The organism is Acholeplasma granularum ATCC 19168 (genome assembly GCF_000526235.1).
GTDB lineage: Bacteria > Bacillota_I > Bacilli_A > Acholeplasmatales > Acholeplasmataceae > Acholeplasma > Acholeplasma granularum.
Genome location: NZ_JAFR01000006.1, coordinates 142919 through 169918, shown reverse-complemented (window position 1 = coordinate 169918; position 27000 = coordinate 142919). Strand labels below are relative to the sequence as shown.

25 protein-coding genes are annotated in these 27000 nt (G+C 28.9%); 2 read left to right on the top strand and 23 right to left on the bottom strand.

Features of this window, described 5'->3' with window-relative positions; translation table 11 throughout:
- Positions 1-3: 3 nt before the first annotated feature.
- The 9 genes from G324_RS0101175 to G324_RS0101135 all read right to left on the bottom strand — a co-directional run bounded on the left by G324_RS0101175 (position 4) and on the right by G324_RS0101135 (position 10283).
- Complete coding sequence (locus tag G324_RS0101175; protein WP_025724571.1) at positions 4-1638, bottom strand: nucleoside kinase; 1635 nt, start codon at positions 1636-1638, stop codon at positions 4-6.
- A gap of 9 nt (positions 1639-1647) precedes the next feature.
- Positions 1648-4221, bottom strand: coding sequence for a DNA topoisomerase IV subunit A (gene parC, locus G324_RS0101170; RefSeq protein WP_035357023.1), 2574 nt, complete (start codon positions 4219-4221; stop codon positions 1648-1650).
- Complete coding sequence (parE, locus tag G324_RS0101165; RefSeq protein WP_162146785.1) at positions 4218-6173, bottom strand: DNA topoisomerase IV subunit B; 1956 nt, start codon at positions 6171-6173, stop codon at positions 4218-4220. Before parE ends, parC begins: the two co-directional genes overlap by 4 nt.
- Before the next feature lie 100 nt (positions 6174-6273).
- Positions 6274-7113: an aldo/keto reductase gene (locus G324_RS0101160; protein ID WP_025724568.1), complete on the bottom strand. Its 840-nt coding sequence runs from the start codon at positions 7111-7113 to the stop codon at positions 6274-6276.
- A 14-nt stretch (positions 7114-7127) separates the two neighbouring features.
- Positions 7128-8174 (bottom strand): M42 family metallopeptidase, encoded by a 1047-nt coding sequence (locus G324_RS0101155; protein WP_025724567.1) that lies wholly within the window; start codon positions 8172-8174, stop codon positions 7128-7130.
- On the bottom strand, positions 8158-8775 hold the full coding sequence (gene trmB, locus G324_RS0101150) for a tRNA (guanosine(46)-N7)-methyltransferase TrmB (protein ID WP_025724566.1): 618 nt from the start codon (positions 8773-8775) through the stop codon (positions 8158-8160). The genes G324_RS0101155 and trmB overlap by 17 nt, the downstream gene beginning before the upstream one ends.
- A complete protein-coding gene (locus G324_RS0101145) occupies positions 8741-9658 on the bottom strand; it encodes an undecaprenyl phosphate translocase family protein (protein WP_162146784.1) in 918 nt (305 codons plus the stop codon). Before G324_RS0101145 ends, trmB begins: the two co-directional genes overlap by 35 nt.
- Complete coding sequence (locus G324_RS07050) at positions 9655-9927, bottom strand: HPr family phosphocarrier protein (RefSeq protein WP_162146783.1); 273 nt, start codon at positions 9925-9927, stop codon at positions 9655-9657. Before G324_RS07050 ends, G324_RS0101145 begins: the two co-directional genes overlap by 4 nt.
- Positions 9924-10283 carry a PTS sugar transporter subunit IIB gene (locus G324_RS0101135; protein ID WP_162146782.1) on the bottom strand — a complete coding sequence of 120 codons (360 nt, stop codon included), beginning with the start codon at positions 10281-10283 and terminating at the stop codon, positions 9924-9926. The genes G324_RS07050 and G324_RS0101135 overlap by 4 nt, the downstream gene beginning before the upstream one ends.
- Positions 10284-10387: 104 nt before the next feature.
- On the opposite strand from G324_RS0101135, the gene G324_RS0101130 reads away from it, so the two are divergent.
- Positions 10388-11224, top strand: coding sequence for an undecaprenyl-diphosphate phosphatase (locus G324_RS0101130; RefSeq protein ID WP_025724562.1), 837 nt, complete (start codon positions 10388-10390; stop codon positions 11222-11224).
- Here G324_RS0101130 and queA read toward each other — a convergent pair.
- Genes queA through ruvA form a run of 3 tightly spaced genes read right to left on the bottom strand, consistent with a single transcriptional unit; the run spans position 11217 to position 13814 of the window.
- Complete coding sequence (queA, locus tag G324_RS0101125; protein WP_025724561.1) at positions 11217-12236, bottom strand: tRNA preQ1(34) S-adenosylmethionine ribosyltransferase-isomerase QueA; 1020 nt, start codon at positions 12234-12236, stop codon at positions 11217-11219. The genes G324_RS0101130 and queA overlap by 8 nt on opposite strands.
- Positions 12233-13246 (bottom strand): Holliday junction branch migration DNA helicase RuvB, encoded by a 1014-nt coding sequence (gene ruvB, locus G324_RS0101120; RefSeq protein ID WP_162146781.1) that lies wholly within the window; start codon positions 13244-13246, stop codon positions 12233-12235. The genes queA and ruvB overlap by 4 nt, the downstream gene beginning before the upstream one ends.
- A gap of 7 nt (positions 13247-13253) precedes the next feature.
- Entirely contained in the window at positions 13254-13814 is a 561-nt protein-coding gene (ruvA, locus tag G324_RS0101115; protein ID WP_025724559.1) for a Holliday junction branch migration protein RuvA, read from the bottom strand.
- A gap of 257 nt (positions 13815-14071) precedes the next feature.
- On the opposite strand from ruvA, the gene G324_RS0101110 reads away from it, so the two are divergent.
- On the top strand, positions 14072-17623 hold the full coding sequence (locus tag G324_RS0101110; RefSeq protein ID WP_025724558.1) for a hypothetical protein: 3552 nt from the start codon (positions 14072-14074) through the stop codon (positions 17621-17623).
- 77 nt (positions 17624-17700) lie between these two features.
- On the opposite strand, the gene obgE is transcribed toward G324_RS0101110, so the two are convergent.
- The 11 genes from obgE to G324_RS0101055 all read right to left on the bottom strand — a co-directional run bounded on the left by obgE (position 17701) and on the right by G324_RS0101055 (position 26984).
- A complete protein-coding gene (gene obgE / locus G324_RS0101105; protein WP_025724557.1) occupies positions 17701-18960 on the bottom strand; it encodes a GTPase ObgE in 1260 nt (419 codons plus the stop codon).
- 66 nt (positions 18961-19026) lie between these two features.
- Positions 19027-19305, bottom strand: coding sequence for a 50S ribosomal protein L27 (gene rpmA, locus G324_RS0101100; RefSeq protein ID WP_025724556.1), 279 nt, complete (start codon positions 19303-19305; stop codon positions 19027-19029).
- A gap of 1 nt (position 19306) precedes the next feature.
- On the bottom strand, positions 19307-19621 hold the full coding sequence (locus G324_RS0101095) for a ribosomal-processing cysteine protease Prp (RefSeq protein ID WP_025724555.1): 315 nt from the start codon (positions 19619-19621) through the stop codon (positions 19307-19309).
- Positions 19621-19920, bottom strand: coding sequence for a 50S ribosomal protein L21 (rplU, locus tag G324_RS0101090; RefSeq protein WP_025724554.1), 300 nt, complete (start codon positions 19918-19920; stop codon positions 19621-19623). The genes G324_RS0101095 and rplU overlap by 1 nt, the downstream gene beginning before the upstream one ends.
- Positions 19921-20085: 165 nt before the next feature.
- Entirely contained in the window at positions 20086-21039 is a 954-nt protein-coding gene (locus tag G324_RS0101085) for a DUF697 domain-containing protein (RefSeq protein WP_025724553.1), read from the bottom strand.
- A gap of 29 nt (positions 21040-21068) precedes the next feature.
- Positions 21069-21722: a RadC family protein gene (radC, locus tag G324_RS0101080; protein ID WP_162146780.1), complete on the bottom strand. Its 654-nt coding sequence runs from the start codon at positions 21720-21722 to the stop codon at positions 21069-21071.
- Between the two features lie 57 nt (positions 21723-21779).
- Complete coding sequence (locus G324_RS0101075; RefSeq protein WP_025724551.1) at positions 21780-22469, bottom strand: DUF6320 domain-containing protein; 690 nt, start codon at positions 22467-22469, stop codon at positions 21780-21782.
- A complete protein-coding gene (locus G324_RS0101070; RefSeq protein WP_025724550.1) occupies positions 22470-23744 on the bottom strand; it encodes a hypothetical protein in 1275 nt (424 codons plus the stop codon). It abuts the gene before it with no gap.
- A gap of 18 nt (positions 23745-23762) precedes the next feature.
- A complete protein-coding gene (locus G324_RS0101065; RefSeq protein WP_025724549.1) occupies positions 23763-24761 on the bottom strand; it encodes a P-loop NTPase in 999 nt (332 codons plus the stop codon).
- Positions 24758-26092: an ABC transporter permease gene (locus tag G324_RS0101060; protein WP_162146779.1), complete on the bottom strand. Its 1335-nt coding sequence runs from the start codon at positions 26090-26092 to the stop codon at positions 24758-24760. Before G324_RS0101060 ends, G324_RS0101065 begins: the two co-directional genes overlap by 4 nt.
- Entirely contained in the window at positions 26079-26984 is a 906-nt protein-coding gene (locus G324_RS0101055; protein WP_051457509.1) for an ABC transporter ATP-binding protein, read from the bottom strand. Before G324_RS0101055 ends, G324_RS0101060 begins: the two co-directional genes overlap by 14 nt.
- Between the last annotated feature and the right edge of the window lie 16 nt (positions 26985-27000).

The following is a 27000-nucleotide window of genomic DNA, read 5'->3' as shown; positions in this document are numbered from 1 at the left end:
ATTTTAATCATGAAATGGAGATCCACCAATAAATTCTAATAATATAGAGTTAGATGGAATCAGTTTTGAATCGATTTCTTTAAAGTATTTTAAGAATTTAACTAAACGGTTAGCAACAATAAAGTGTTTGTCATCACGAGGTACAGCATTTAAATGAGGTAGTGCTATTTTATTTAAAACCAGTAATTCATATGTTAATTCTGAATTATAAACATAGTTTGCTGTTTCTTGATATGGATAAATCCATTTAAATTCACCACGACGTACACTACTCCACATATCAAGGGTCATTGTTACTGGTGTATTTCTATATTTTTGATCACGAACCATTCTTCTAATTAATCTTAAATCTGTGAGTGAAATTGGGTTGTGATTATCAATATGTAGTTGTGTATTTGGAGAAATAAATATATTGAATTTTTGGTGACTTGGTATTAAATCTGTAAGTTTTTCGTTTAAAGCATGAATACCTTCAATTAAGATAGGTGAACCCTTTTCTAATTTAACACTTGGACCCTCTACACGTTTTCCTTGTTTAAAGTCAAAGATTGGCATGCTAACAGATTTACCCATAACTAAATCAGCCATATCCTTGTTAAAACGTTGTACATCAAGCGCTTCAACATGCTCTAAATCTGGATTTCCGTCACTATCTTTTGGTGCTTCATGTTTAGGTTTATAGTAGTTATCCATTGAAATCATCATTGGTTTGATACCTTTAGCTAATAATTCAATTCTTAATCGATTAGTAAATGTAGTTTTACCTGATGATGAGGGACCTGCAACTGCAATTAATTTAATATCATCAATATTTTCTTGAATAATATTTCCTAATTCAGATAATTGATTATTATGTTTCGTTTCGCATAGGTTTACAAAATCTACTTCTTTATCTCTTGTATCAACATTTTTATTAATGTTTGCAATGGTGTCACCACCAATAATTTTTGCCCATTTATATGCTTCTTTCAAGGAACGTCCAAATGTTTTTTGATCAACAAAAACTGGTAGTTCACCTTTTAGTTCTGATCTTGGGAAAAATATTAAAAATCCGGGATTATAAAATTTAGTATCAAATTTTGTAAGATAACCTGTATTTGGAAGCATGTATGAAAACATGTAATTTATATAATCATCTGTTTGGTAAAGGTTTACATGATTTTCAACTCTTAATTTAAGTGTTTCAATTTTATCTAAATAATTTTGTTTTGTGTAGAGTTTTGTTGCCTCTTCTTTAGTTACGGAAATTCTTTTAATATCAATTTTTTTAGCAATGATTTCATTCACTCTATTTAATATTGATTCATATAATTCTGGTGTTAATTCTTTGTTTTCAATGGTTACTAAAATAGATCTTGAAATTGAATAGCTAAATCTAATTTTTAATGTTGGATCGATTTCATATACTGCCTTTGCAAACACATAACGTAATGTAGCTTCATAAATTCTCATACCTACATCACTTGATAGCCCCTTAAATTCAATTGTTGCATCATTTGCTACATTATATGCAAGTTCACGCATACGTCCGTTAACGGTTGCGAATATCGCTCCCTCAATGCCTTCTAATCTTGCTAAATCTTCAAGACTCACAGGTTCTTTAACTTCAATTTGTTTCTTATTTACAACTAATTTCATATTTACCCTCTATTCTTCATCAAATAAATCAAGCCTTGAAAGCCTTAACTTTTGATTTTGTTTTGTTTGTATAGTTTCTTCTATTACTTTTGCTTGTGTGACTTCTTCTTTTTTAACTACTTTTGGGGGAGTAGGCTTTATAAATTCTTCAGGTTCATTGGATGGATATATCTCCATATAGTAACCATCGTCAATCATTTTTTTACCAAATTTATTTGCTACATATTTAAGTTCAGATACAGTTGTTAAAAGCGTATCTTTTGTAGATACTAGTCGAACTTTTACATCTTCTTTTACTTGTGTTTTTGATAATCTAGACGCGCTAACTATAAAGTGTGGTGATGTTTTAATACGTTCGATTAAGATGATACCACGACGATTTCTAGCATATTTTGGAAGTTCTAATACTGTATCTTTAATCACGTGACCACGAGAAGTTAAAAAGTAGAAATCATCTGTTTCTTTTGCGTAAAATGCAACCGCCACCTCATCTTTTTCATTTAGAGCCATTGATTTAACACCACCAGCTGTTAAACCGTATATTGGAAGCTCTTCTGTATCAAAGCGCAGGACATATCCTTCTTTGGAAATTGCAATAATATTTTCTTGTTGATTAAAGTCTACTGATACTAATTGATCATCTTTATTTAACTTCATTACGCGTAACGTTTTATTATAACGACTTACTTCTAAATCTGCAAGGTTTATTTGTTTCATTTGTCCAAGTTTTGTTGTTAAAAGTATTTTCATATCTTGACTAAAATTACTTACAGCAAGTACTCTAATAATCATTTCACCTTTTTGAATTGGAACAATGTTATTAATAAAGACGCCTAAATCACGCCATTTTTGTTCATCAATTTTGAAAACCGGTAAATAAATATACTGACCCATATTTGTAAATAGAATTAAAGTATCTAATGTATTTAATTCTCCTTCATAAATAAATGCATCATTTTCTTTTAACCCTACTTCTTTTGATGCAGTATATGAACGTAATGAAGCACGTTTTATATACCCGTCCTTGGTTACACCAATCATTGTTTGCTCATCACTAATAAGGTCTTTTTCATCTATTTTAATGTTTTCAATTTCAGCTTCAAGTTCTGTTTTTCTTGGAGATTGTAATTGTTTTTGAACCTCAAGTAATTCTGTTTTAATCGTTTTTAATAGTAAACGTTCATTTGAAAGTATGCGTTCTAAAGCTTCTATTTCATTATCCAGATTTGCTTTTTCATCCATAAGTGCTTGTATGTCAGTAGTAGATAATCTATAAAGTTGTAGCATAACTATTGCTTCTGCTTGAATTTCTGTGAAGCCGAAATGTTTTTGTATATTTTCTTTAGAATCTGATTTATTTTTTGATTTTCTAATTTCTTCTATTACTTCACTGACTACTGATGTCATTTTAATAAGGCCATCAACAATATGATTTCTTTTTGTTGCTTTTTCAAGTTCGAAGTTACTACGGTTTGTAACAACCTCTTTTTGATGTTCAACATAAACTTTAAGTAAATCAAGTACACCCGATAATACAGGACGATGCTTTAAAATAGCTACCATATTGTAGTTGTAGCTTACTTGTAAATCGCTTGTTTTAAGCAGATAATTTAGCATAAGTTGTGAATCTGCACCTTTTTTAAGATCTATAGCAATTCTTAATCCTTCTTGGTCAGTTTCATCTCTTATTTCTAAAATATCTTCAATATTGTTGTTTATTCTTAATGTATCAATTTGACGAACTAAATCTGCTTTATTGACTTCGTAAGGTATTTGTGTAACAACGATTCTATCTTGTGATTTAGAGATTTCTTCTATGTTTGTTTTTGAACGAATAATTATTTTTCCACTACCTGTTGTAAGTGCTTGTTTAATACCTGCTTTACCTTGAACAATACCGCCAGTTGGAAAATCAGGTCCTTTAATGTATTTTAATATTTCATCATTCGTAATATCAGGATTATCTATTAATGCTACAGTTGCATCAATTACCTCTCCTAAATTATGAGGTGGAATTTTTGTTGCATAACCAGCAGAGATTCCCATTGCACCATTGACTAAAAGGTTAGGAAATCTTGCAGGTAAAACTGTAGGTTCTTGTTCCTCATCATCAAAGTTAGGAACAAAACTAACTGTTCTTTTTTCGATATCTTTAAGTAAATATTCAGCTTCTTTTGATAATCTTGCTTCTGTATAACGCATTGCAGCAGCACTATCACCATCAATAGAACCATTATTACCATGCATGTCTACTAAAGGAATTCGCATTTTAAAGTCTTGGCTAAGACGCACCATTGCTTCATAAATTGAAGAGTCACCATGCGGATGATACTTACCCATAACCTCTCCTGCAATTCTTGCAGATTTTTTATAGGATTTATTATAATTTAAACCCATTTGACCCATTGCATATAAAATACGTCTTTGTACAGGCTTTAACCCATCACGTGCATCAGGTAATGCACGGTCTTGAATAATATATTTTGAATATCTTGCAAAACGTGATGACATAATATCTTCCAGCAAGACTTTTTCAACTTTTTCGTCTAAAAATTTATCCAGTTTATTATTTAGTTTACTCATCTTATCTTACCTTCTATATCAAATTCATCCGTCACTTCAAAATCAACATTAGACTCAATCCATTCACGTCTTGGTGCAACTTGATCACCCATTAAAATACTAATATGTTTATCACTAACATTCATATCATCAATTGTAACTTGAATTAATGATCGTGTTTCAGGATTCATTGTTGTATCCCAAAGTTGGCCAAAATTCATCTCACCTAACCCTTTATATCGCTGAATCATGTAGTTAGAACCAACATTTTCTAATATTTCTTTTAATTGTTCATCATTCCATGCATAAATAATTTCTTCTTTTTTATTTTTCTTATAGGAAACTTTATAAAATGGTGGTTGAGCAATATATAAACGACCATCTTCAATCAGTGGTCTCATGTATCTAAAGAAAAATGTAAGTAATAAGGTTTGAATATGTGCACCATCATCATCAGCATCGGTCATGATTATAACTTTTGCATAATTACATTTATTTATATCAAAATCATCACCAAAATCTGCCCCGATGGTATAAATCATTGTAGATATTTCTTCATTTTTTAAGATTGTTTCAGTATTAGTTCTTTCAGTATTGATTACTTTCCCACGTAAAGGTAGTATTGCCTGAAATCTTCTATTTCTACCTTGTTTTGCTGAGCCACCAGCAGAATCACCTTCGACTAAAAAAAGTTCATTTATTTTTTTATCTTTACCTTGTGCAGGTGTAAGTTTGCCTGATAAAATAACCTCTTTTTTGCTTCTTTTTTTACCTTCTCTAGCTTCTTCTCTAGCTTTTCTAGCTGCTTCTCTAGCATTAGCTGCGGCTAGTGCTTTAGAAATAATTTGGGTAGCACTATCTGCATTTTCTTCTAAAAAAGTATTAAATTTTTCATAGAAAACTGATTCAAGTGCATTTCTAGCTTCAGGTGTACCGAGTTTTGCTTTCGTTTGTCCTTCAAATTCTAAAATGGTTTCAGGTATTCTTAAGGATACAATTGCAGTTAAGCCTTCTCTTATGTCAACACCATCGATGTTTGAATCTTTTTCTTTAAGGTGATTATACTTTCTAGCATAATCATTGATTACTTTAGTAAGTGCACTTTTAAATCCGATTTCATGCGTACCACCATCTTTTGTACGTACATTATTTACAAATGAAATGATGTTTTCACTGTAACTATCTGTGTATTGTAATGCAACTTCTACTTCTATAACTGCTTTATTAGTAGCTATAAAATTACCTTCAATATCTGTAACTTCATGCAGTACGTTTTTACCTTGATTCATCATTTCAACATATGCTTTAATACCTTCATCAAACTTAAATGTTTCTTTTTTATTACTACGTTCGTCAGTTAAATTAATCTTTAAACCCTTAATTAAATATGCAGATTCTTTAAGACGTTCTTTAATTGTTTCATAATTATATAGTGTTGTTGAAAATATTGTAGGATCTGGTTTAAAATAAACTTCTGTTCCGGTTTTTTTAGATTCTCCAATTTGTTCTAATGGGTAAATTATTTTACCGCCATTTTCAAAACGTTGTCTAAATATCCCACCATCTTTGTAGACAGTAACTTCTAAAACTGAAGATAATGCGTTAACCACTGATGAACCAACACCGTGAAGTCCACCTGCTACTTTATACGAACCATCACCACCAAATTTACCTCCAGCATGTAAAACAGTAAAAATAACCTGGGTTGTCGGTACCCCAGATGTGTGTTTTTTATATGGCATGCCTCGGCCATTATCTAATATATTAATCGAATTATCAGACTTAATCGTTACATTAATTTCATTTCCAAATCCAGCTAATACCTCATCCATTGCATTATCAACAATTTCCCATACAAGATGATGTAATCCTCTTTGATCTGTTGAACCAATATACATTCCCGGTCTTTTTCTAACGGCTTCCAACCCTTCAAGTATTTGAATACTTGTTTCATCATAATTTTTCTTTGCCACAATCGTACTCCGTTCGTTAATATGATACCTCTATTATACATGAAAAAGATAATCATTTAAATATCAATGATTATCTTTAACTTATTTTCTTATTTAGTTATTACCAAGTATCTGGTGTATTATCAGGATCTGTATATAATCTACGACCTCTATTAATACTATTAACCTTTTCTAAATCTTCTTTACTTAAAACTAGTTCTTGACCTTTAAAGTTTTCTAATAAACGGTCCTCATGAACACTTTTTGGAATCATGACAATCTGACGTTCTAGGCCCCATGCAATGACTACTTGGGGAATTGTTGCACCATATTTTTTTGCAACCTCAAGTAATATTTCATAAGGTCTGCCTTTAAATATTTCACCCTTTGCAAATGGTCCATAAGATGTCATTTGACAATCAATTGTCTCTAAATATTTATGTAGTGGTTGTTGACTTAATAAAGGATGGCATTCAACTTGATTGACTACTGGACGTACCTTAGCAGTTTTAAGTAAATCCTCCATATGGTGTCTTTGAAAATTGGATACTCCAATTGCTTTAAATTTACCTGCCATATAGTATTCTTCAAAAATTGACCATATCAGTCTATTTTGTTCTATGTCATGACTTGGCCAATGTATGAGCATTAAATCAATATAGTCTAAGTCAAGTACTTTTAACGACTCATCAAGTGCAGCACGAATAACTTTTTCATCGCCAAAGTATTTTCTAGATAGCTTTGATGTAACAAAAATATCTTTTCTTGGAATTTTAGAGTCTTTTATTGCTCTACCAACATCTGCTTCATTACCATACGCTTGAGCAGTATCTATATGTCGATATCCGATTTTTAGTGCCGACTTTACAATTTCATAAGCCGATTCACCTTGTTCAACTAAAAATGTGCCTAATCCAAAGCTTGGCATTATAACACCATTGTTTAATATATATGTCTTCATTTTGGCTCTCCTTTTTAATATAAATCTTTTATCTTTTGACTATTTAAGTCCTCAATTAAAGTATACAACATTTTTCTTGCTTGTTCTAGGTCAAAGAAATCAGCCATTGCTACACTGCTATGAATATATCTTGCTGGAAGTCCAATTGTTGTTGCAATGATACCTTCATGCATATCAATTGCTTTTGCAGCATCGGTTCCACCCATGGATATATATTCTTGATATTTAATATTGTTTTTATGACTTAATTCCTTCATATAGTTTTTCAATTTAAATAACATGATGTTTTTAGGGTCATAAATTCTTAATAAATATCCTTCACCTAGTTTTCCAATAGCATTATTATCATGTATATCATTTAACGGTGATGAGTCAAGTGCAATAAACATATCTGGTTTAAATAAATTGGTTGCTACTTCAGCACCTCTTAAACCAACCTCTTCTTGAACAGTTGCACCAATTGCCAAATTAAAGTCGAATGAACTGTCATGAAATTTTTCAATCGCTTCAAGTGCTAGTCCACATCCAAAACGATTATCAATTGCTTTTGATATCCAACGTTTTTTATTTTCTGTTTCTATATATGGTGTATCAAATAAAACCATATCACCTAAATTAATTCCTAAACTGAGTGTTTCTTCTTTACTTGTAGTACCAATGTCTAATAATAAACTTTTAATATCTACTTGATTGTTTTGTTTTAAATGTGGAGGAATACTTCCTATAACTCCAGGTATTTTTTTATTATCTTTTGTATAAACATACATAATTTGAGATATAAATACCTCTCCTGATAATCCACCAATTGGCAAAAGTTCGATTGCACCGTTTGATTTAATACCTTTAACCATTAAACCTACTTCATCTAAATGTCCTGCTACAAGTACTGTTAAAGCATTTGGATTGCTGGATTTTTTGTAAGCAAAAATGCCACCTAATTTATCAATAATCATTTCATAGTTAGGATATTTTTGAATTTGCTCTTTAAAATAGTTTCTTACTTTTTTTTCATTACCAGATATTCCTGGTAATAGACTTAAATTTTTATAGTGATTGATCATATATTTGCTCCGCTACTAATTGATATATTGGTCCGAATTGTCTTTTCTTAACCTCATATTCGGTCATATAATTTGACGCTTCTAAATCCCAATTACATTCTATGATTTTAAAGCCTGATTCATTAAAATATTGAAATGAATCATTAAATAAATCAACATGATCGGTTCTTAAAATAATCTTTCCATTATTTTTTAAGAACTGCTTAAAAATGTTTAGCATTGATGGATAGGTTAGTCTGCGTTTATGATGTTTTTTCTTTGGCCATGGATCAGAAAAGTTTAATTGTATCAAATCAACTTTAATATCTTTTAAATACTCATAAAGTTTAAGTGCATCATCCATAATGATGATTAGGTTATTTAATTTTAATTCTTGTCTTTTAAAAGCTAATCTATAACAAACATTAATGTCTCTTTCAACTGCAATAAATGTTTGATCCGGAAAATCATTTGCTAATGATGTTATGAATTTCCCCTTTCCACTACCAACTTCTAAAGTTACATTATCTGCTTTATTCATCTTAAATTGATCTGGACTTGTTAATACACCTAAACTGATTAAATTTTCAAGTGTTGCTTCTTTTACTTTTTTCTGTCTCATTACTTTCTTCCTTAATAAATAATCTAGCTACATAAATTCCTAATGGTATGAATGCGATACCAATTAACCACATATACCAATTTTCTTGAATATTAAATATATAGACCGGATTCTCATGTGTTTTTAAATCATCATTTAAACTAAAAATGATGTTAATTGGTGCAATAGTTACAATTCCAAGTACGATTTGATAAAACGTTTTGGGAAAACGTTTGAGTACATAATTAAATACTTTTCCTAAAACTATAAATGCAAATACAACACCGAAAGCTACAAATAAGACTTGTAGTACATTACCATAAAATAGATCAAAATTTATAGTCAAAACTGACTCAATTAAATTTTTACCAACTAAAATAAGTGGTCCATAATAACCAATCATAAGCATTAGCATTGTTCCACTTAAACCAGGAACTATTAAACTTACAGCAAGTAGTATACCCACTACAAACCACAAAATATAATTTGTATTCAATGTATCTTTTTGAGTTATATTAGATCCAAAGATTGTTAAAGATAACATGAGTATCATTGTTACAAATATAATAATATATGGCATGATTTTTTTTGATGTAGGTTTAGATAAATTATATATTTCTGGAATACCACCTAATATAAGACCAATAAACAATAATGTTAATGGTATTGGAATTAAATAAAATATATATGCAATACCTAAAAAACCAATTAAAATACCCAATAAAATCCCTACAAGATATTCCCATATATTTAAAACAGCTTTGATAGGTTTTTTAGTTATTTGATCTAAAGATTCAATAAGTTTTGAATATATATTAAAAGCGGCAGCTATCATACCGCCACTTACTCCAGGTAATATTGCTCCGACGCCAACAAGAAAGCCTTGGAGTATTTTTTTAATCATTTACTAACTTGTCCTAGTCCTTCAGCTACCATAAAATCGGTTAAACTTAAAATAGCTTCTTGAGCATCGTCACCTTCTGCAGAAATTTCAACAACTTCTCCATTATAAATTCCTAAGCTCATCACGCCCATAATACTTTTTAGATTAACCGTACGGTTAAATGCAGTCAAAGTGATTTCACTTTGAAAGCTCATTGCCTGATTTACTAATCTTGTAGCTGGTCTTGCATGCAGTCCATACTCTGAAACGATAACAAATTTTTGCTTCATTGTCTTACCTCATTTCTTAACTTATCTAACTTATTTTTTACATCAACTGGGTTATCCTTAATTAATAATTTAATTTCTTTGCCTGTTAAAAACCCAGATATTTCAAGAGATTTTAACAAGGTTTGAGATATTAATTTTGGATTTTCTAATTTTACTTTAAGTCTTTTATGATCCAAAAATGTATCTATAATATTATTTGCACCACCTAATGCTTCTAGTAGTGTTTTAATATTAATAGTCATTTTATTTTTTGAATCTTGAGTGTTTTTTCTATGGTATAAATATAAATATGTCATACCTACTGCAATAACAATCAATGATACGATTAAAGTAATTATTTGATTTGTTGTTAACATGATATCACTTTCCTTACTTATCATTATATGTTTTTTTTCAAGAAAATTCAATCTTTATTATGCTATAATAGCGATAATACAACATTTTAAAGGACATATTAACTATGAGTTACATAATTGATTTATTTATATATATGATATTAGGTATTATTCAAGGGATAACTGAAATCTTTCCTGTATCATCTTCTGGTCATTTAGTACTATTTTCAAAAATTTTTATGGGTGGTAAGGATTTAGGTGAAAGTTTATCACTATTTTTAATGATTACTAATATGGGTTCATTCTTAGCGCTATTTATGTATTACTTTAAGGATATAAAGTCGTTGATTGTTGATAGTTGGCGTTTTATTTTTAATAGGAATTCAAGAAATGATAACCTAATTAAAGAAAATTTTAATTATAGTCTAAAACTTATAATTGCTATTATACCAATAGGTATTGTCGGTTTTTTCTTTAATTCAGTTCTTAATGATTATACTAATTTACTTACAGTAGGAATCTCACTTATTTTAACTGCTTTATTACTATTCCTAGTTTTCAATTTAAGAAATAAAAACTTTGAAAATAATATTAGTTTTAAGCGTGCAAGTTTCATAGGATTATTTCAAATGTTTGCAGTTTTTCCTGGTATTAGTCGTTCAGGTATAACTATGGTTGGTGGTTTAAGTCAAAAAATAGAAATTTCTAAAGTATTAAAGTTTTCATTTTTAAGTTATATCGTTGTAAGTGTTCCTGTATCAGCACTTGGGTTATATGATTCAATAAAAAATCCTGGAATAATTGATATCCCAGGATTTGTGATTGCTTTTGTATTTAGTTTTATCTTTTCATTACTTACTGTTCGCATTATGAGTAAATATGTAAAGGTTAATAATCTTATTTGGTTTTCAATATATGCACTTTTAATTGGAATATTATCAATAACATTATATTTTATTTAATAAACATACTATCGCCGAATGAAAAGAAGCGATAGTTTTTATTTACAGCTTCTTTATAAACCTCAAGAATTCTTTCTCTATTATAGAAAGCAGAAATTAACATCATTAAACTAGATTTAGGTAAATGAAAGTTAGTTAATATTGAATCAACCACTTTAAACTTATAACCCGGATATATAAATATATTTGTTGAGTAATTTCCTGATGTAAAACCATTATTATAATTTGATTCTAAAGTACGAACTGTTGTTGTTCCAACAGCAATAATTCTTTTTTTATTTTTTACGGAATCATTTAATTTAATTGCAACTTCTTCTGAGATTTCATAACTTTCATGATGCATTTGATGGGTTGTTATATCCTCTACTTGTACAGGTCTAAACGTGCCTAATCCAACATGAAGTGTAATTTCAAGTACTAAAACACCTTTTTTTCTGATTTTATCTAAAAGTTCATTTGTGAAATGAAGTCCTGCAGTAGGTGCTGCTGCTGACCCTGAAAGTTTAGCATAAACAGTTTGATACCTATTTGGATCTTCTAGTTTTTCAGTTATATAAGGAGGTAGAGGCATTGTGCCTAAACTTTCTAAAACTTCTAAAAATATACCCTCATAAATGGTTTTAAATATACGTATACCTTCATCTTTTATTTGTATACATTCTAAGATTAATTTATCATTACCAAAAGATATTTTTGTACCTACTTTAACTTTTTTTGCAGGTTTAGTTAATGCTTCCCAATGATTATTACCTAGGTCTTTTAATAATAATACTTCAATAACTGCATGGGTATCTGTTTTTTCTCCAATCAGTCTGGCAGGTATAACTTTAGTGTTATTCATGACCAAAACATCGTTTTCGCATAATTCATCTAAAAAATCATAAAACATTAGATCTTTTGTAGTATTTAATTTTCTATCAACAACAAGCAATTTAGAATGATCTCTTTTATCTTTTGGATGTTGTGCGATAAGTTCTTTAGGTAATTCATAGTCAAATAAGTCTAATTTCAATTTTCTAGTAATCCTTTATAATATTTTTTACCTAAAAGGTTATAAGCAAGTTCAGTTGCTACTCTACCTCTGGGTGTTCTTTTAATGTATCCTTCTTGAAGTAAATATGGTTCATAAACATCCTCAATTGTACCAGGTTCCTCACCAATTGTTGATGCGAGTGACTCAAGTCCAACCGGGCCACCATTAAATCGCTCTACAATACCTTTTAAATATAAGTAGTCCGAAGCATCAAGACCTTTTTGATCGATACCAAGTTTTGATAATGCTAGCTCAGTAATTTCTAAAGTAATCACTGTATCCGTCATTATTTCAGCAAAGTCTCTAACACGTCTAAATAAACGGTTAGCAATTCTTGGTGTACCGCGACTTCTTTTAGAAAGTTCGATAACTGCTGATTCTTCAATTTCATTTTGATAGACTAAAGATGTTCTACGTACTATTTTCTTAATTTCTTCAAGTTTATAATAACTTAGCCTAAAAACAGCACCGAATCGTTCTCTTAACGGATGACTTAAATCACCAAATCTGGTAGTTGCACCAATTAAGGTAAATGGAGGTAATTCAATTCTAATACTTCTAGAATCTCTTTCTTTATCTAAGACAATATCAAGTGTATAATCTTCCATTGCTGAATATAAAACTTCTTCAACAAATCTAGGTATTCGGTGAATCTCATCAATAAATAAGACATCACCGGCATTTAATGTAGATAAAAGCGCTACTAAATCACCAGTTTTTTCAATAGCTGGTCCTGATGTGATCTTAATATCCACACCTAACTCATTTGCAATAATTTGAGCAAGTGTAGTCTTTCCTAAACCTGGGGCACCATATAATAATACGTGATCTAAACTTTCTTCTCTTTTTAATGCTGCCTGAATATAGATACTTAACATTTCTTTTATATCATCTTGTCCAATGTATTGATTAAGTGTTTGAGGACGTAGTAATAACTCATCATCATTTTTTAAATTAAGATCTCTTAATACTGATTTTTCTTCACTCATAAACTACCTACTTTAAAAGATATGATAATGCACTTTTTAGTGCTTTGTCTAATTCTTGATCAAAATCAACGTTTTTAATTGCTTTTGCAATCTCTTTCTTGTTATAGCCTAGTGCTTCTAATGCAGCTGCGACATCTTTAGAATTATCACTTATAAGTTTTACATCTAAGTCATCACTTACAAGTTTACCCTTTAAGTCTAGTATTATTTGTTGTGCTGATTTCATACCTATTCCAGGAAACTTCGTTAAATACTTCGCATCTCCTTGCTCAATAGCTGTAATAATCTTTGTACTATCATCATATGCTACAATACTCATCGCAGATTTTGGTCCAATGCCTGAAACACTAATTAATTTTAAGAAAAGTTGAAGCGTTTCATCATCTTTAAATCCATAGAGACTAAAAAGATCTTCTCTAACGTGTAAATAGGTAACAAGTGTTGTTTCCTCACCTATTTTATATTGATAAGGAATTGGACTTAATACTAAATATCCAATACCATTATTTTCAACTACAATGTGTTGAGGTGTGATTTGTGTTACAACACCTTTAATATATCTGTACATTATTCATCACCCATCTTTAATTACTTTTATAACGTTTATTATACCATTTTATGCTCATTTTTTATCTTTTTAGTTATATCTTTATAGTGTTTTACAAATATTAATAAAATTCAAATCTTTTATGTTCATAATCTAGAATATACATTCTTTTTTTTATAATAAATTTAATTAAAAGATTTATAGTTCATATTTAGATAGATATTTAAGATGTTACTACTAAGGCATTATGATATAATTAGGTATGTAGGTGATTATACTTGTTTGACTTTATAAAAGAATCAAATTTAGCACTTGAAGAACTTGCTAAAAAGGATAAAAAATATAAATCTATAGTGGCTCCACTAAAAACTTTACTCTCAAATATCAAGAGAGAATTTTTGTCTTTCGAAAAAGCTCATCAATTAGTATTAAAAGATACAAATGATAATCAAGAAAAACTCAATCATCTTTTCTCTGAAAAAATTAAAACTTTTAAAACTAACATTCAACTTGTACATGAACAAGTTGATCAAGAATTATTAGTACTTGATGAACAATCCAATTTAGATTTAATAAATTTAAAAAATCAAATGGCACATGAAATTGATAAAATAAATAATTCTTTATCAGAAATATATGATGTCTTTTTACAATCTAAATCATCTGCACAAAATATACGTTCAAAAGAAATTTCAATTATTGAAAGAAATATTATAAACATTAAAAAACAAAGTGCATTATCTATTGAAAAACTAGAATCTAATCACCATGAAGATATAACAAATATCAATGAAATTTATGCAAACAACTTGCTTTTAATTGATAATGAACTTTCTGATTATGAAAAAAGTATATCTACTCAAATTAAATCAATTAATGAGACAAAAAACTTTTACCGTGACCAATCAGATAAAAAATACTTATCTATAAAAAGTGATTATCATCAAGCCTTAACAGAATTTAATAAATCTATTGATAATCTAAAGATTAAAAAGGCAGATCTTTTAAAAGATATTAAAGATGTTTATGAATCTCAAAAAAAGCCACTTGAAGCAGCACTTGATAAATTAAAAAGTGATTATCAATTAAATAATAAAGAACTTGAAAAAACATATAAAGATAAAGTTGAGACTCATAAAAATAATATTAATATAATTATTGACAACTTTAATATTGAAAAAGAAAAACTAATCAAAGAAACTGGAGAATCAATTTCATTATTAAACTCCAAACTGAGTTCTTTTAGAGATGCAATCACCTCAGAAAGACAAGATAAAACTTTAGAACATAAAAAATTAGTAAATGATGCGACAACTGAAGATGAAATTAAAACTCTAAATAAAGAACATAGAAAATTTTTACGCAATCAAGAAAACGAACTTAATAAACAAATTATTCGCACCGAAAAAGAAACTCAATCAAAAATGAAAGAGCATTATCATAAATTATCTATATTAGAATACAAACTTATTGAAGATAAATCTAATTGGCGCATGCTTGGTAAAAAAATTATTATTGAACAAAAACAACTTATATATAATAATGAACAAAACTACATATATGAGCAAAAAGTTATTGAGCAGCAATTAAAACATATCAAGCAACTATACGAATTAGAAATGGATAGACTTGATCATGACCACTTATCTCAAATTGCACCACTTGATTTAAAGTTAAGTATAGCCAATTCTATTTCTGAAAAAGATGTCAATCTACTATCAAATGATACCAATTACCATCTAAGTCACTATCAATATGAGGAAGATAGCCTAAATCATAAATTAAATGTTTTTAGAACAAATAAAAAACATGAAATCTCATTACTTGACTTAAAATTAGAACATGAAACTAATGTATTAAATATGACTTTACAATTACAAATTGATAAAGAAAACGTACTAAAAGAACAACAATTGGCTAATCAAAAATTAAAAAAAGATTTAATCAATCATACCTTTGAATCCGTTGTAGAAGCCAATGAGTTAAAATATTTGCAGGATAAAACAGCTTTTGAAATAGAACTTGAACACTTTAAAAAACAAGAGCAAGCCTATAGCGAATATTTATCTAATAGTCTACATCTAAAACATAATACATTAAAGGTTAAACTCTCACTAGAGGATAGTAACTTATACTTTTATGAACAACTCGAGTTAGTTAACAATAAGAAAGAATTGATTACCAAAGATTTAGAGGTTATACACTCTAGAGTTCACTTTTTATTTAATCAAATATACTTAATTTATAATATACATCACCATTTCATGCTAAGTTTAATTAACTTTTATGAAATACCTGCTCATCCTGAAGATGTTAAGCAGTTTATTCAACTTTATTTACAAGTATTTAAAGAACTAAAAACACTACAAGAATATTCAAAAGATCAATTTTTATTTGATTTAAACACATTCCAAGAACAAAAAATAAATGATTTAACATCAGATAAATTAAATACTGATATTAATATATTAGTATCTGATTATCAAGAAAAAATTAGAGTGATTGACGATAAAATTTCAAACCTAAAACATCTGAATCAGCAACTTGATGATCAAGTCATTATATTATCATCTAATATAGACCGTATCCAGTCTTTAATTAATAATGTTGAGAAAAAAGACTTAAGTCAAAAGGAATTATCCGCAGAAAAGTTACTTCTTTCAAAACAGTTAAATAACTTAGAATCTGAAATAGCTACTTTAGATGCCACAATTATTAAAAATGGAATTCAAATTGAAAAGTTATACAATCAACTAGAAAATATAAATAAGGATTTAAATCATAAGAAAAGTCAACTTACAATTAAAAATCAAAAAGAAGCTAAAAATTATCTACAACAAAAAGTATTTTATACTGTTTCTATTAAAAAAGTTTCACAATTATTTGAATCCTATGAAGACCGTATAATGGCACTTACAAGTAAATTAGATCAACCTATTTATCTAACTGATAAAATAATGAATGAATATCAAAAAGGATTTATTAACATTGAAGAATTATTTGAAAAACAAAATAACTCCTTATATCAAGATCTATTAAGAGGTAGTGTAAAATTATCTAACAGTTTAATGCAAAAACAAAATTTACTTAAAATCTCTTTTACTCAAAAGCAAAAATCTGTTCAATCACAGCTTCAAAGCGAAAAGACAGCGTTAGAAACAAGTGAGAAAAAACTTCTATCTGAATTTAATATTCATTTGGAAAACCTAATCAAGGAAAAAGATTCATTAATCCTAAATATAAAAAACTCTTTGTTCAAAGAAAAAGAGTTAGAACTCGAACAAAAAAGAAAAGCTATTAAGATTATAGAAGATCAAATTATGTCATCAGAATCAAACTTAACAAACGAAATGATGTTAATAGATGCGAATTTAAAATCAGTCATTGAACAAATGAATTTAGAATATAACAAACAAGTTCTAAAACTTGATCAAAATAATCAAAAAGCAGTTTTAAGACTTAATGAACTCCTTTTAGTTAAAGAAAAAAATTTAAAGGTCCTTCAAGAAAATACGAGCACTAAAAATACTCAACTATCATCTAGATTTACACATACAGAAAATAAACTGATTGAACAAAACAAACAAAAATTAGCAAATTTAGAGCAGTCAATTATCAAAAAACAACAATTGTTTGATAAGAAAAGATCTCAAGTGGTTGAATATCTTAAAGAAATCTTAAATAAGAAAAACCAAGTCATTAAGGAAAATGACAAGAAAATGCAAAAATTCACACTTAAAGTTGAGAATCATGAAAAAGTTTTATATTTAAAAGAGTTAGAAGACGCTAAAAAGAGTTACATTTTTAAACAAAAAACATTAAAACTATAGATTAACTTCTATAGTTTTTTTATAAAAAAAACTAATCATGTGGATTAGTTCTTCATTTTTATTGATTTAAACTTAACTTACTCTAAATATTCAAATTCATAGCTAAAGATTCTAACAATGTCACCATTTTTAACACCCGCATCCTTAAGTGCTTCATCAACACCAAGCCCACGTAATTGTCTAGCAAATCGTTTAACAGCTGAATCATTATTAAAATCAGTACGGTTAAACAATACAAATAGTTTTTCACCACTTAGATCAACAATACCATCATCACCAATTTTAACAATAAAATCAGACTCTTTAACTTCATCAAATGTATATACTTTAGTAATTTCTTTAGGTTCAAATTTAGGTATTACTTTTAAGGTTTTAATAATTTCATGTTTTAACGTTTCTAATCCTTGATGAGTAACTGCTGATATTTCTATAACTTTAATATCACCTAATTGTTTTTTAAAAGTCTCTAGTTTTTGTCTTGAACCATCTAAATCCATTTTACTCGCCACAACTATTTGAGTTCGATTTTCTAATGACTCATCATATAAAACTAATTCCTTATTAATCTTTAAATAATCATCATATGGATTTTCTGATTCCATTGAAACAATATGTAGTAATATTCTACAACGTTCAACGTGTTTTAAAAACTGCAATCCTAAACCAACACCTAAATGCGCAAACTCTATTAATCCAGGTAAATCAGCCATTACAAATTCATCATTATCTACACGAACCATACCCAGTTGTGGGTAAAGAGTCGTAAAAGGATAATCTGCTATTTTAGCTTTAGCATTAGAAATTGCAGAAATTAAGGTAGATTTTCCAACTGATGGATAGCCTAGTAAACCAACATCCGCCAGCACTTGAAGTTCCACGCGTGCTAAATATGTTTGACCAAAATCACCTTGTTCAGCAAAGTCTGGTGCCTTATTTCTATTGGATGCAAATGCCATGTTTCCACGTCCACCTTTGCCTCCAGCAGCTACAAGTAATTTTTGACCATTTTCTAAAACTTCACCAACAAGATTATTTTTTTCATCATATACAATCGTGCCTAATGGGACTCTAACAAAAAGATCCTCACCATTGGCACCATGCATACCCTTTGGTCCACCATGTACACCATTTGCAGCACGAATGTGACGATTATATTTTAAATCAATTAATGTGTTTTTTCCGGAATCACCTACAAAAAAGATGTTACCACCCAAACCACCATTCCCACCAGATGGTCCCCCCATAGATACATGGGCTTCTCTTCTATATGCAACTTTTCCATTCCCACCACGTCCAGCTTTTAACTCAACTGTGACTTCATCAACAAATACACTCATATTTTTTTACTCCTTGAAATAAAATTTTACAACAAAAAAGGGTAATTTGCAATTACCCTTAATATTTTAAGCTTCGTAAACTGATACTTGCGTACGGTTTTTACCTTTACGCTCATATTTAACAGTTCCTGTTACTTTAGCGAATAAAGTATCATCTCCGCCGCGTCCAACGTTATTGCCTGGATGAATTTTAGTTCCTCTTTGGCGATAAATAATTGAACCAGCTGAAGCGAATTGTCCGTCAGATAATTTTTGTCCTAATCTTTGGGATCTAGAGTCACGACCGTTTCTTGTGGACCCTACCCCTTTTTTAGATGCGAATAACTGAATATTAATCTTTAACATGTTATCCCTCCTTATGGTTTTTAATGTATGTTTTATATTGAGCTTCTAGCTCATTTAATGTGTATTCTAAATTTTTAAGTAATCCTTCGATAACTTCATTTGTTTCATAGATAGTTAATTCAAAGTTTCCTTCTTCGACCTTGGCATAAAAATTTTCTTTATATCCTAAGACCTCAATTGCATTTACACTAACAATTAAAGCAGTTGATACTGCACTACATACAATATCTGTGCCATATTCGCCAAATAATGCATGTCCTTTGACTGTAAGTGTCTTGATATATCCATTTTCTTTCGTAAAACGATATTTAATCATTAGCCTTGAATGGATTTTACAACTAATTTAGTGTAAGCTTGTCTATGACCTTGTTTTCTTCTATAATTTTTACGTCTTTTATATTTGAAAACAATAATCTTACTTTGTCTACCTTGTTTGATGACTTCTGCTATAACTTTAGCGCCTTCAACTAATGGTTGACCAACTTTTTCGTTAGTTGCTAAAACTTCAGTAAACTCATAAGTATCACCAGCTTCAACATCTAGTTTTTCAACATAGATTTCTTGACCTTCTGTAACTTTTAATTGTTTACCACCTGTTTTGATAATTGCAAACATGTGTGTTCCCTCCTTATATTTAAATTTGAAGACTCACTATTAAGGTAGTCAATCAGACATTTATAAACCTTTTCTATGTGGTACAACGCGAGTATTATTTTATATGATTTTACTGTTTTTGTCAAGGTAAAGCGTACGAAATATTACTATATTTAATTAAAATAGTTATTTCGTGGGATTTACGTCTTCATCTAGTTGATCTAACTGTGTCTTTTTGGGTTTGAAGATATTCATAACCGTTTTAGGAAATAAAAATAAACCATCTGCAATAACCATAGGTAGATGTTTTGCAGCCTCAACTAACGCACCAAAGCGTATCTTTTCTTTAGTTAAATCTGATGCATCATCAAATAAGTACTTTCTAGTTACTATACCTATTCTAAGTGTCAGCAGTGCATTTGATATGCCCTCAACAACACTTGACATAATAGGTCTAATTAAAGGAATTTCACCTAACATTTTCATTGTTGATGTCGGAAGTACATCATTAATGTTTATATTTTCTAAACCTTCAGCAATCAGTGCTGTAACAAATACATTAACAATCAATTTTGCTAAGTTTCTATAACTTGGTCTAAATCCACATAATACAACAATTTCTTTTATCATTTTAATATTTACAACAATTACAGTAATAAAGTCTAATCTACCATTTTGTGATATTGCTGTTGAAACCATGACAGTTTTTGCATGTTCTCTAATAACTTTATTTATTTTCTTCTTAATGTGCTTGTTGTACACATTATTTAATGCATCTCTAAGCTTTTTAGGATCATTATATGAGTCAATTAAGTTTTGTCTCATTGCCTCAGGTAGATCCTCTTGCTCTAAAATTCTTTTAGATACTCGTTTAAATACTTTATATTCTCTTTTAGGATTATTATCTAAGGTAGTATCAATTGAAAATGATGGAGAAAATATAATAATTAAAGTTGGTCTTATAATTAAAAAATAAAGAAGTATAAAAGATAACCCATAAAAAATATATGGGGCATATGGATGTAGGTTTACTAGTCGTTCACCTATTTGAATTACTGATGAAGTAATCATCAACAAAATGAGTATAACAACACCTGAACCCATTAAGTACCAAAATTTTTTGTTTGTGCCTTTTTTCATATACTTATTACCTTTTTTATTTAATTATATCAAACTTTGACTCTTCTTTGACCACGATATGAGTAAAATTGATTTTTACCGATAATAATATGATCTACGAGTGTAATATTTAATATTTCACTTGCCTCTTCTACCCTACTAGTTAACTCATCATCAGCTAAACTAGGTGTTGCATCACCACTAGGGTGATTATGAACTAATATAATACCATAAGCACTTAACTTAATTGCAGTCTTAAATAATTCTTTAATTGATACAGATATATAATTGTTTGTACCAATATAAAGTGTTTCTATTTTTATTAGTTTTCCTTTAACATCTACACATATAATTTTTAAATGCTCTTGATTTAAATAAGTCATATCCTCTTTTAATAAATAATAAATATCTTTAGACTCTTTAAATATTAATTTTTTAGGTTCTTTTCTTTCATCAATTCTTCTAATCAGTTCAACTGATGCAATAATTGATGTTGCTTTTGCATTAGATATACCTTTAATTGTCATTAAATCTTCAACACTTAACACTTTAAGATCCGTTATATTTTCTAGTAGTTCTAAGACTTCTTTAGCTAATTGTATTACTGGTTTGTTTTGTGTACCGGTTCTTAATAAAATAGCAACTAACTCTTCATTTAATAGTGATTTAGCACCATACTTTATTAGTTTTTCTCTTGGTTTCATAAAAAAAACATCCTTTCATACCCTATAGTAGGTATAAAGGATGTTTTTGTCTTTTATTTATAGTCTAAATATCTTTATAAACTCTGTCCACGTATCTTTTCTTGCAAAGAAAAACATACTAGAAAGTAATAATATTCCTGATAATATCAGTGTGATACCTGTCCAGTAAACACCTTCAATCATGAAATTTGAAATAAATGGTAATATTCCAACGATTATATTTAATAAAATCAAGAACAGTAAACTACGAGCATGAAGATAATATTTTTCCGGCTTACTTGCAACAAATAGTGGTACGATTACAGTTGCAGCAAATATCAAAGCAGGAACCACATAAGTAAGACTCCATGCTTTGTAACCAATTAATATATCTATCAGTATAAGAAGCGTGCTTGTTACTAAGATTTGTCTATTAATTTTTTGTGGGTACTCATGCTTGGCTAATATAAGAGATACTAATAATATCCACCCATAAATTATTGGACCAATAATTAATAGGCTCCATAAGGTTGGATTTGAATCATATGTTAGTAAATTAATGATTCCAGTAATTAATATTGCAGATAATGATATGATTCCAAAAATCTTAGAAACCATTTTACGTTTTCTTTTTTTAACCTTTAATGATGGGTAACCTTGAGTTAAAACCTTTGATTCATGATCTGTAGTAATCAGTGGTCTACCACAAATCTTACATGATGTTTCTTCTTTAAAATAATATGCGTTGCATTGCTTACAGTAGTTCATTTAAACAACCTCCCAACTATTACCTTCAATTTGAGAAGTAATATTTATTTCTTTTAAAATTTTGAAAAATTCCTTTTCAAAATCTCTTTCGATTATTTTAGAAATAAATGAAATATTTACTATATTTTTATAACTTACCACTGCCATTGCTTTAGGTGTATCATTAGATGGGGCAATTGAAAAATGATAATGAGAGATAAATGGTTCCATATCTTTTGGTAATTTAACTAATCCTAAATTAGAAATATCAAATGAATTGAGTGATTCACCAATAATATCATATGCTTTTCGCATAGCAATTATTTTTAGATGTAGTGGAGTAATTCTAAGCAGTGGATTTTGTTCATATTTAACATTTTGTATAATACGATTGACCATATCTTCTAAATCAAGTTCTTTTTTCATCTCTTCTTTAACAAACTTTATAATTTCTTTAAGTTCTTTTTCCGGTTCATTTAAATCATAGTTGACTCGTATAAAACTTACAAAATTTCTTAGTGTAATAGAAGGATAAAATTGGCGCATATTTACAGGGATAAATACCCTTAGTAGATGTTTATATTTTTTTAATCCGCCTGTTCTTTTAATTGATAAAATAATGATTGAAACTAAAAGTTCAGATACTGATGCATTAAAACTTTCACTTACTTTTTTTAATTCATCGACTTCAATATATGCATTTAATACTGCATTATAGTTGTTTGCATAAAATGTACCGGTTAAATGATGTGCCTTAGGTTCTTTCATTTTTGGCAATTTTTTCTTCTGATAGAGTTTTTTAAACTCATCTTCTACTTCTTGATAAGTAGCTGCGGCATCTGCACTAATAACCATTCCTTCAGGATTTATTTTTTTACCATCTAGTAGTAAATATTCTAAAGCTAGTGAGTTTATAAACTCTAATGCGCCTTTACCATCGGTTAAAGCATGGAAAAACTCTACAGATAATCTTTCTTTAAAGTAAAGTGTTCTGAATAAAAAGTCATTATTTTCTCTAAAAAATAAATATTTGTTAATCATTCCATCTTCTTTTTGTATAATTGGTTCTTTTAAATTTTCTTCAAAATAATACCAAAATAATCCTTTACGAATTCTAACATTTAAGTGTCTAAAACGTTTAGTTGTTTTATTAAGTGCCTGTTGTAAAATATCGATTTTAATTGGTTCTTTAAAAACAACAGATAGTCTAAACATATAGCTGCGTGATTCATTTGCTACTACAGGAAATATTTTTGCTGCATTATCTAAATCATAAAATTTTCTAAGTTTGGCCACAGATGTTCACATCCTTTACTAAAGTTTTTCAAGTATTTTTTTTGCAAGTGCATAATATAGTTTACCATTCATGTCATCTAAACTATATAGATATGTTTCCTTGTTTGTAGGTTGGTTTATTGGTATTTGTATAAGTAGTTCTGTATTTAACTTACTTGCAGTTATTTCTCCCCCACCTTGACCAAATAAATATTCGTTTTGTCCAGTTGCTTCATTAAAATAATAACTCATATTTTCAACAACACCTAATATTTCATGACCAATTTCTTGAGCACCTAAACCTGCTTTTAATGCAACATGACTTGCATTAGGATGCGGTGTTGTTACTAGAATCATTTTAGCATCAGGTACAAATGTTTGTACATCTAATTGAATATCTCCTGTTCCTGGAGGTAAATCCATAAAAACATATTTTGTTTCTGGATCCCATAATACATTGTTAAAAAAATGTGTAATTAATTTACCTAGCATAGGTCCACGCCACATCAGTGGTTGATCTTTAGGCATAAAAAACTCTGGGCTGATTACTTGAACTTTATCTTCGTAATTTGCCGGTATTAATTCATCATCTTCTGATGTATCAAGCGGTTCAATGGGTAATTTAAAAATACTAGGTAAACTCGATCCATATACATCTGTATCAATAATACCCACTTTAAATCCCATGTTTGCAAAAGCAAGCGCAAGATTAGCTGCTACACTTGATTTACCAACACCGCCTTTGCCAGATATGATGCCTATATATTGGATAGTATTTTCATCTTCTAATTTATAGTTAGAATCCGTAAATTCCACCCTTAAACCGGGAATAGCGTGCTTAATTTTTACTAATCTTGCAATTTCGAGTTTAATATTTGATTCATCTTTTCTACGGCTTTTTAATGCGATTTTTAGCTCTAATACATCATTATCATCCATATGATAAGAGATGATACTTTGAGCTTCTTTAAATGTCTTATTTAAGGATGGATCAACGATATTATTAAGTTCTTCTATTAGTGTTTCTAATTTTGTCAATTATGATTCTCCTCATACTGTTTTTGATTTTCTTTTAAAACTTTTGATGTTTGATAAGTATTTTTAATACGTTTGATTAGTTTTGATTGATCATAAGATAAAATACTTGCTCTATAAAGTGGTGTAAATACCAGAAGTAATAATGAAGTTGTAGCTAACATGATTAAAAAGCTTATAATTACTTCTAAATATCCTATATATCCTGCTGCATAAGCAACCGGTAATACAAGTGGTGCACTAAATGGGAAGTATGTAAAGAATAATAAGACTTCCTTTATATTTGCACTACCTGCAAAAATCCCTCCCATATAAGAAATCATTAGGATCATCATAATAGGTGTTTGAATGGATTGATAATCTTCTTGGTTTACTGCCATGGATGCAAAAAACGCTCCAATTACTGAGTATATTAGGGCACCTAAAATTGCACTAAATAATGTAATAATTAGTGTAGGTAAAATAATTACTCCAAGTTCACCTACAATTGATGCCCATGCACCAGCATTTGTTGAACTACTACCAGCAATCAGTTCATTTAACCCATATCCTATTAAACCAAATAAGACATAAGTTAATAGCTGTACGACTAAAAATATCATAATTGATAATATTTTAGCAAAAAAGTGTGTTCTAGGTGGTACTGAGGCTATTATAATTTCAATAGCTTTAGTTGATTTTTCTTCCATAATTTCTGTTCCAATAAATTGAAGTCCAATTGTAATGATAATAAATATTGGAATAATTATAAGTGTTGATAAGCTAGATACGATCATTTGTAGTTCACTATTAGAAGTGTTTGGATTGATGATTTCTTCATAGATTACATCAGAAATGATGTCAGTGGATGTGTTATTATCTATAAAATACTTATAGCGATTAAGTTCTCTTATTTGACCTAGAATAAGATTTTTTACAGTTACATTTAATCCTTGATCATATATTTGAACTAAAATACCTGCTTCAAGATCTAAATAAATATAAACTCTTGCAGATTCATCATATTCACTTGTATAGTAGTCATTATTAGGTATTTCAAGTACATCTGATGTGAAAATGAATTGTGTATCATCTTCATAACCAAGTATGGCTAATTGAGATTTAACGTTATCTTCAATTAAATCATTAAATCCTAGATAACCTGTGGTATTAACCACAGTTATTTTGTCTTCAACTTTTTCAGCAGTTGGTTCACCTGTAAATACATTAATAATTGTAGGTAGTAATGTAATTGCAACTATAAGTAATCCAATAACTGCTGTAGAAATATAAAATGCTTTAGTAAATAAGCGTTTTTTTAATCCATATTTAATTAAATACTTAAGCTTCTTCATACTTTTTACCTACCTTAGCAATAAATATTTCTGATAAACTAGCTTGTTCAACATCGTATTTACGAATGTTTTCTAATGTCTTTATGTAGTCAAAAACTTTAGGTGCAACATCATCAGATTCAATTTTTATGACCCACTCTTTTGCATTTTCTCTACATTCAAATACCCCTGGTATTGCCATTACTTTTTCAGGGTCAAGTCCGTCTGCAATAACTTTAATGTTATGTTTTTTAAAATCATTTTTTACATCTTTAATTAATCCTGTAATGACTGGTTTACCTTTTTCAAGTACAACAAGTCGCTCACAAAAACTTTCAACATGATCAATTTGATGAGATGAAAAGATAATTGTACATCCCTTTTTTTGATACTCTCTAATGACTTCAACAAACATCTCAATATTTATAACATCAAGCCCACTAAATGGTTCATCTAATACAAGTAAACTTGGTTCATTAATTAGTGCTGATATAAATTGTATTTTTTGTTGATTACCTTTGGATAACTCTTTAATTTTTTTATTTTTATAATCCTTTATGTTAAAACGATCTAACCAGTAATCTAGTCTTTCTAAAATAGTTTTCACTTCAACATTTTTTAATTGACCAAAATATAATATTAAGTCTTTAACTGTAAGTTTAGTTAATAAACTACGTTCCTCAATCATATAGCCTATTTCATCTACTGTATCATATGATACGAATTTATTGTTATATCTAACAAAACCACTAGATGGGTATAAAAGTCCCATAATTGTTCTAAATGTTGTTGTTTTACCTGCTCCATTTGTACCTAATAACCCAAATATTTCCCCTTTTTGTACTTCAAAAGATAAATCATCGACTGCAATAAAGTCACCATATTTTAATGTCACGTTTTTTACTTCAAGCATAATTGTTTCCTTTCTT